Genomic DNA, 6000 nt, shown 5'->3' on the forward strand with positions numbered 1-6000 from the left:
ACTGTCAGTTGATCTGTGAGTTGCGCCACGACTTTAGGGGAGCCTGGAAATCGGGAGCGGAGGAATAAGCTCTCGGCTGTGGATAATCCGGGAATCGGGTCGGGTCTGCATGATGATCCCGCGCAGTCTCTGAGTGAGCTTCTGCGTTCGTGGCGTGCGCGCGTGGATCCTCGACGAATTCCGGGGCTGGTCCGTGAGGGCCGGCGCGGCTCGGGGCTGTCTCAGATGGACGTTGCCTGGCTCACCGGCGTGACTGATCGCTGGTATCGCGAGCTGGAGCTGGGGCGCCAAGCGAACTTTAGTCCGGACTTTCTCGACCGGCTCGCCCTAGCCTTGAGGCTGTCCGAGGCGGAGCGCGAGGTGCTGTATCTGAGGACTGTGGGGCACCCGCCCCGCCAGCGCCCAGCCGTCGACGCGGAAGCAGTCAAGATCCTCGACGAGGGGATGCAGCAACTGCTGGATAACCAACTGCCCAATCCCGCCTATCTGTCGGATGAGGCGTGGAACGTCTTTGGGCACAACCAGCCCCAAATCGAGTGGTTTCCCTGGATCCCCTACGAGCCCAATGTCATGAAGTGGGCTTTCCTGTACCCAGAGGCGCGCGTTCAGCTCGTCCGGTGGGCAGAGGACTGGGCCGGCCCGATGCTTGCTCAGCTGCGGTACGCCTGCCTCCAGAATCCTGAAAAGGCGGATCTCCAGCAGGTTGCGCGCGAAATTCTCCAAGGCAGCCCGGAGGCGCGGGAGATGTGGGAGCATGCGGAGCTGATCCATCATCCGGACGGCGACATTCGGCGGCTTCGGCTGCCGTATCACGGCGAGCAGGAGATCGCCGTCCGGATGATGGTCCTCGCGCCGCTTCGGCGGACCACCGTGCGACTCATGATCCTTATGCGCATGGACTGAGCGGCTATTCGCTCAGGTCGACGCCTGGAAGATCGTCGGACGGGAGCCCTTCCAGTACTCGGGCCTGCTCGATGACGGTGTGCACCATCTTGAGGCTCGCGGTGGAAAGGCCGGCGGACCGAAGGGCGACCGTCGCGATCTGCTGGTCCCGCATCGCGGCGACGAGCTGGATCTCAGCGGCGGTGCGCTCGGCCACCTCATCGTCGAAGAAGTAGCCGGCGGGCACGCCGAAGAAGTCGGCGAGGGCCTTGATGGTGGCCATCTTGGGGTTGCTTCGTGCACCGGTACGCAGTTGCTGGATGCCGCTGGCGGTGATGGCGCCTTCGCCGGCCTCCTTGATGGCGTTGGCCACCTCGGCGTACGTGTACGGGCCGCGACCCTTTGGGTGAACCTCCCGGAACAGCTTGTCTAGCCGGTCGGCGAACGTTCGCCCTGCTCCGTTGATCATGCCCACCTCCTGTCGTCACGACCAGTGTAGCCACTGCAGTGTGTGGTCTCGGCCCCGTGAGGCTCAAATCTCGACACAGCAGTTGACTCGGTGGCGCAACTGGAGTGTACGTTGGTCCTGCCGAAGCGGGCTCAGCAGTGGAAATCCCCTGGTGGGGCGCCAAGCAAACGCTCTGGACTGGCCGCGCGGGTGCCCCCTATGGTGCTGCTCCCGCAAGCAGCCCGGGAGGGGGCAGCAGGTTGGCCCCAGCCGCACCGGGCCTTGTACAGACCCAGAACTGAGCGGAAATGAGACCGGCGCCCGGGAGCTACCAACTCCCAGGCGCCGGGCCGGCATCCCGAAGGGTGCCGATTCACAACCACGCACGCAGCGGGACTTCTTTGCACGAGACCGCTGCATGCGCTCCTACGAGCCACGGAGTATCGCATGCCTGCCACGCCCAGGGGAACTGCCCACACGGATCAAGAGCGTCACCGTCGGCTCGCGTCCCAGCTCAACGACATGATCCCCGGCGCTGCCGCTTTGCGGATCAGCCTGACTGATCCGAACCACCGGTGGCCCCACCCCCATGCCTCCGCAGTGGACACGGCCGGTCAGCCGATCAACATCACCCGCGTCACCGCCAAGGTCGCCGCCCGCTGGGTGCTGCGGACGTGGCCCGACGCCGACTGGAGCCTGCCCCACACCCTGGACCTCGACACCGCAGAGCTCGCCCTCGCCGGTCGGGGCTGCTGACATGGCTCGCATCCGATCGGTCAAGCCGGAGACCTGGGTTTCCGAGACGCTGGCCGAGGTGTCCATACCGGCGATGGTCACCTTCCTCGGCATGACCAACCATGCCGACGACCATGGCAGGCACCGCGACCAAGCCGCGATCATCTACGGCCTGATCTGGCCGCTGCGCGACGAGATCAGCCGGGCGGACGTTGAGGACCACCTTCGTCAGCTCGCCGCCGTTGGCGCGATCTGCCGGTACACCGGCTGCGACGGCCGCAAGTACTTCCACTACCCGACCTGGCACAACCACCAGAAGATCGACAAGCCGAGCCTGTCCCGGCTGCCCGCGTGCCCGCACTGCGAGCCGGAGCGGTGCGGCGTCTGCAAGGGCCCCTGCATCCAGCGGGCCGCCCTCGTCGACGCTGCGGGAACCGTTGACCAGCAAGCCCCGAGTGCTCGCGGCGAGTTCGCCGAGCCCTCGGCGAACGCTCTCGCCGGGCTCGACCAGCTCCCCGAGCCCTCGTCGGCACCGCCCGCTCGCCTTGATTCTGGCGATGGCGCTGACGCAACTGCCCACCCGGCGACGGCTCCGATGCAGAGGAAAACCGCAGGTCAGGCGATATTCGCCGAGGGCTCCCCGAAGGTTCGCCGAACCCTCCCGGAGCCCTCGGCGCCTGGATCTAGGATCTTGGATCCTGGATCTTCTTTCCCTACGGGGCGCCAGGCGCCCGACGCGGACACCGTCTCGGCGAACCGGCTGATCGGCGAGTACGTGGCCGCCTGCGCCGAGCGCCCGCCGGGCGACGTGCTCGGCCACCTCGGCCGCGTCACCAAGAAGCTCCTGGACGAGGGCATCGCCGCCGAGCACGTCCGCGCCGGGCTGCGGCGCTTCGCCGAGATGCAGGGCCACCCGTCCCGGCTGCCGAGCCTGGTCAACGACGCCATGAACGCACGAGGCGCCGGTTTGGCGCGGCCGGGAATCCGGCCTAACGTGCCCGCTCACCAGGCGTGGACCAACCCGGTCGACGCCGTCGCCGCCTACGCCGAGGAGCTGTGATGCGTACCCACCGCGACCCGCAGACCCTCGCCGACGCCCCCTCGGTGCTCGACCGGATGGCCCGAATCCTCGCCGCACGGGGCATCGACCAGCACGCGGTCGACGCCCTCCCGGACGAGGCGGAGCCGTACTCGCCGGAGGCGATGCTGTCGGCCGGGCTGCCGCCGCGCTACCGCGACGCGGTCGCCGAGCACCCGCAGGTGCTGGACTGGGTGCGGCAGGTCGCCGTCCAGGCCGTCGCCCCGAGCCTCGGCGCCCGCCGCCAGGTCGCCACCGGCCCGAGCCTGCTGATGGCCGGGGTCGTAGGCGCGGGCAAGACCCACGAGGCGTACGGCGCCGTCCGCGCCCTGGTACAGGCCGGCATCGGCGTGCGCTGGCGGGCGACCACCGCCGCCGACCTCTACGCCGAACTGCGGCCGACCTCGGACACCGATGCCGAGCGGGTACTGGCCACCTACAGCCGGGTGCCGCTGCTGATCCTCGACGACCTCGGCGCCGCGAAGTCGAGCGAGTTCGTCGAAGAGCAGACCTACCGGCTGATCAACCGCCGCTACAACCACATGCTCCCGACCTTGATCACCAGCAACCTGCCGATCAAGGACCTCCGTACCTGCCTCGGTGACCGCGTCACCTCCCGGCTCGCTCAGATGACCACCCGGGTCGCCTTCGAGCCGGTCGACCACAGACGCCTCCAGCGCGCGGCCTGACCGCTGCCGCGCGCCTGGCCGCCCACGGCGAGCCGCCCAACCTTCACCGACCCAGCGCACCTCTCCGCCGACGCCGCCCGCGCGCGGAGAGCGATCGGAGCAACCCCGCATGACCACCACCACGACCGGCCCTGTCCGCCACCGCTCGCTCGGTGACCACACCTGGCAGGACCAGGCCGTCTGCACCCCGACCGAGTACAACCCCGTCGACCCGGAGACCTTCTTCCCCGGCCCGGAGGAAGCCGACAAGATCGCCATCGCCAAGGCCCTGTGCGCCCAGTGCCCCGTCGCCCGCACCTGCCTGGACGCTGCCCTGGAGACGGGCGACACCCACGGCATCCGGGGCGGCCTCACCGAGGAGGAACGCGAACCCCTGCACACCAGGCTGGCCCACCGCCTCGACTACAGCCGCGTCAACGCCACCCTCGCCGGACGCGACATCCACCTCACCAAGGCCGAGCGCCGCGCGGTCGTCCTCGCCGGGTACCGTCAGGACGTCCCCGTCGAACGCCTCGCCTGGCTCCTCAAAATCTCCCCCGAGCACGCCCTCAAGCTGTACCGCGAAACCCGCCGCGCGATCCGCCACCGGCAGATCGCCGAAGAGGCCGCCCGCGCCGCCTCGGTCGACCACGGCGATACCAGCATCGAGCAGCTGACCCGCGACGACTTCGGGACGGCCGCATGAGCACCACCACCGTGACCGCCCCGGCCGCCGCCCACGTCACCGGCTGGGACCGGGCCGTCGTAATCGCCCTCGGCGCAGCAGGCTGCGCGCTCTCCTACGACGCGCTGCAGCAGATGGCCATCGCCATCCACGTGAGGGGCTTCCTCACCTACCTCTTCCCGATCATCGTCGACGGGTTCATCGCCTACGGGGTACGCGCCCTGCTGGTCCTGCGCACCGCACCGCTGAGGGCCCGCGCCTACGTGTGGACGCTCTTCGGCGCGGCCACCGGGACGAGCCTGTGGGCCAACGCCCTGCACGCCGTCCGACTGAACGAGCAGAACACCACCATGGGCCTTCGGCTGGGCGACACGGTGGTCGCGGTGCTGTCCACCATCGCCCCGCTCGCCCTGGCCGGCGCCGTCCACCTCTACATCCTCATCGCCCGAGGACCGGTCAGCCCCACTGACCGGGACGGTCACGGCGGCCGACCGGCCGAGGCTGACCCCGGTCAGGTCACCACCGAGGAGGTCGCACTGACCGAGCGTCCGGCGGCGCTGACCGCCGGTCAGGACAGCGCGGGTCACCCCGCCTCCGGTCAGCCGGTCAGCAGCCCGGTCACCGTACCGACGCCGCAGCCGCAGCTGACCCGGGTCAGCGCGGTCAGCCTGCACAAGCCCTCTGACCTGGGCGGTCACCCGGCCGCCGACCGGCCGGTCACCGACCGGCCGCCGGTCAAGCCGCCGGTCACCGCCCCGCCGGTCAGCCGCACCGAGGCCACCGGTCAGCCGGTCAAGACCCCGGTCACCGCTCCGCCGGTCACTGACCGGGACAGTGACCGCCGCACTGACCTGGACACCGAGGACCTGCTGAAGATCGCCCGGCAGGCGGTCAGGGAGGAGGACAAGCTGACCCGCAAGGTGGTCGCCGAGGCGATCCGCGGTCAGCAGATCCCCCTGTCCAGCGACACCCTGACCCAGCTGATGGCCCAGCTCCGCGCCCAGCACGGTCAGCCGGTCACCGCAGACCAGGACTGACCTCCACCCGACCGCCGGGGTGACCGACACGGTCACCCCGGCCGGTCACCCACCCGAACCACCACCGAACGGGAGCACCCCCGCATGCGCACCACCCCCGCCACCTGGGCCGAGGCGGACTCCTGGCTCGCCGTCCTGCACCAGCGCGGCCACCTCCACCGCGTCGAAACCGGCCCGGACGGCACCCGCAGCGTCCAGCGTGGCCGGCACTCCCGCCCATGGACCCTCCACCACCCCGTCCTCGCCCTCGACTTCGTCGAGGACCTCGTCCGCGAGATCCGCCAGCGCGACACCGAGGCCAGCCGGTGACCGCGCCCGGCCAGGACGGCACCACGGCGGGACCGGAGCGTGACCGTGATCAGGCTCCTGGCGGAGCAAGTTGTGGGGTAAGGAGTCCTTACCCCACCCCCGCCCCGAAGGGGGCGGAGGCTCCCCGGTCGTCGGCAGGCCCAGGGGTGCCTGCCGAC

The 6000-nt window shown here is 70.0% G+C and carries 8 protein-coding genes; 7 read left to right on the forward strand and 1 reads right to left on the reverse strand.

Annotated features, from left to right (window positions below; all coding sequences use genetic code 11):
• Positions 1-78: 78 nt before the first annotated feature.
• A complete protein-coding gene (locus ACWC9T_RS28085) occupies positions 79-903 on the forward strand; it encodes an MmyB family transcriptional regulator (RefSeq protein WP_449808044.1) in 825 nt (274 codons plus the stop codon).
• A 4-nt stretch (positions 904-907) separates the two neighbouring features.
• On the opposite strand, the gene ACWC9T_RS28090 is transcribed toward ACWC9T_RS28085, so the two are convergent.
• Positions 908-1351, reverse strand: coding sequence for a Secondary metabolite protein (locus tag ACWC9T_RS28090; protein WP_449808045.1), 444 nt, complete (start codon positions 1349-1351; stop codon positions 908-910).
• Positions 1352-1930: 579 nt separating this feature from the next.
• On the opposite strand from ACWC9T_RS28090, the gene ACWC9T_RS28095 reads away from it, so the two are divergent.
• The 6 genes from ACWC9T_RS28095 (at position 1931) to ACWC9T_RS28120 (ending at position 5842) form a co-directional block, all read left to right on the forward strand.
• The gene (locus tag ACWC9T_RS28095) at positions 1931-2086 is read left to right on the forward strand and encodes a hypothetical protein (RefSeq protein WP_449808046.1); all 156 of its coding nucleotides are present in this window, start codon (positions 1931-1933) and stop codon (positions 2084-2086) included.
• Position 2087: 1 nt separating this feature from the next.
• Positions 2088-3125, forward strand: coding sequence for a hypothetical protein (locus ACWC9T_RS28100; RefSeq protein WP_449808047.1), 1038 nt, complete (start codon positions 2088-2090; stop codon positions 3123-3125).
• Positions 3125-3832 (forward strand): ATP-binding protein, encoded by a 708-nt coding sequence (locus tag ACWC9T_RS28105; protein ID WP_449808048.1) that lies wholly within the window; start codon positions 3125-3127, stop codon positions 3830-3832. The genes ACWC9T_RS28100 and ACWC9T_RS28105 overlap by 1 nt, the downstream gene beginning before the upstream one ends.
• 109 nt (positions 3833-3941) lie before the next feature.
• Entirely contained in the window at positions 3942-4517 is a 576-nt protein-coding gene (locus ACWC9T_RS28110; protein WP_449808049.1) for a WhiB family transcriptional regulator, read from the forward strand.
• Positions 4514-5533 carry a DUF2637 domain-containing protein gene (locus tag ACWC9T_RS28115; RefSeq protein ID WP_449808050.1) on the forward strand — a complete coding sequence of 340 codons (1020 nt, stop codon included), beginning with the start codon at positions 4514-4516 and terminating at the stop codon, positions 5531-5533. The genes ACWC9T_RS28110 and ACWC9T_RS28115 overlap by 4 nt, the downstream gene beginning before the upstream one ends.
• Before the next feature lie 84 nt (positions 5534-5617).
• Positions 5618-5842 carry a hypothetical protein gene (locus tag ACWC9T_RS28120; RefSeq protein WP_449808051.1) on the forward strand — a complete coding sequence of 75 codons (225 nt, stop codon included), beginning with the start codon at positions 5618-5620 and terminating at the stop codon, positions 5840-5842.
• The last annotated feature ends 158 nt before the right edge of the window (positions 5843-6000 follow it).

The organism is Kitasatospora sp. NPDC001159, assembly GCF_053598235.1.